The organism is Curtobacterium sp. MCBA15_005, assembly GCF_001864855.1.
In the GTDB taxonomy this organism is placed as follows: domain Bacteria; phylum Actinomycetota; class Actinomycetes; order Actinomycetales; family Microbacteriaceae; genus Curtobacterium; species Curtobacterium flaccumfaciens.
This window is the reverse complement of sequence record NZ_MJGL01000031.1, coordinates 2,239-3,264: the sequence shown is the minus strand read 5'-3', so window position 1 is coordinate 3,264 and position 1,026 is coordinate 2,239. Positions and strand designations below refer to the sequence as shown.

The window sequence follows — 1,026 nt, the reverse complement described above, 5'->3', positions numbered from 1 at the left end:
CCGCGGCGACCACGACGGTGGTGCTCGCCGGGGCGTCGAGGGTCGTCGACGTGCCGTCGGAGCCGACGAGGGTGATGCTCGTGACGTCGAGGTCGACGCTGCCGACCGCCGTCGGGGTCAGCGAGATCGAGCTGGCCAGGTCGCCGTCGAGTGCCGGTGAGGTGCCGAGGCGGGTGTGCACGATCGTCAGGGCGTCGCCGTCCTGCTCGACGCTGTCGAAGCCACCGTCCGGGCCGGTGACGCTGTCGTCCCGGTACTGCACCGAGTCGGCCTCGAGCGTGATCTCGTACGCGTAGACGTCGGCGGCGTCCGGGATCGTCAGGTCGACGTCGAACGCGGTGCCGACGGTCACGGTGGCCGCGGCGTCGATGGTGGCGGTGGTCGCGGTGGGTGCTGCCTGGGCCGGAGCGGCCGTCAGGACGGCGAGGCCGAACGCCCCGGCGGCGACGAGCGTCGAGGAGACGATCGTCGCGCGGGGGCGCAGCCGTGGTCGGTGCTGCATGGGCGCAGTTCCTTCGGGTGGGGTGGAGGGGTGCTGAGCGGGTACTCAGTGAACCGAAAGCTAACGGGGTGCTGTTTCCGGTTCTGGCCCAGCACGTTTCCGCCCCGTTACGGCTCGTTCCTGCCGCTACTGTCGTGCCATGTCGGTCGACGTCGAAGCCCTGCTCACCCCGCCCTCCCCCGTCGCTGCGCGCGCACTGGACGTCGTGCGGGCATGGTCCGAACCCGCCCTCGTGCACCACTGCCTGCGCTCGTGGGCATGGGCCGTCCTGCTCGCCCCGACGGTCGACCTCGAACCCGACCCCGAGCTGCTCTTCGTCGCGACGATGCTGCACGACCTCGGCGTGACCCCGTCGTTCGACGCCCACGGGGTGCCCTTCGAGGACGCCGGCGGCGCGGTCGGTTCGGTCTTCGCGCTCGGTGCCGGGTGGGACGCCGTGCGCGCCCGTCGGGTCGGGGAGATCGTCGAGCGGCACATGTGGCGGTCCGTCGACCCGGAGCTCGACGCCGAGGGGCACCTGCTCG

Annotated in this window: 1 protein-coding gene and 1 pseudogene; one reads left to right on the top strand and one right to left on the bottom strand. The window is 72.3% G+C overall.

Annotation, left to right across the window (positions count from 1 at the left end; translation table 11 throughout):
* Window positions 1-502: pseudogene (locus BIU89_RS18595) on the bottom strand (cohesin domain-containing protein); the annotation flags it as partial.
* Window positions 503-641: 139 nt separating this feature from the next.
* Here BIU89_RS18595 and BIU89_RS12095 point away from each other — a divergent pair.
* Window positions 642-1,026 (top strand): HD domain-containing protein (locus BIU89_RS12095; protein ID WP_139179066.1); only part of this gene is annotated, 385 nt, incomplete at its 3' end.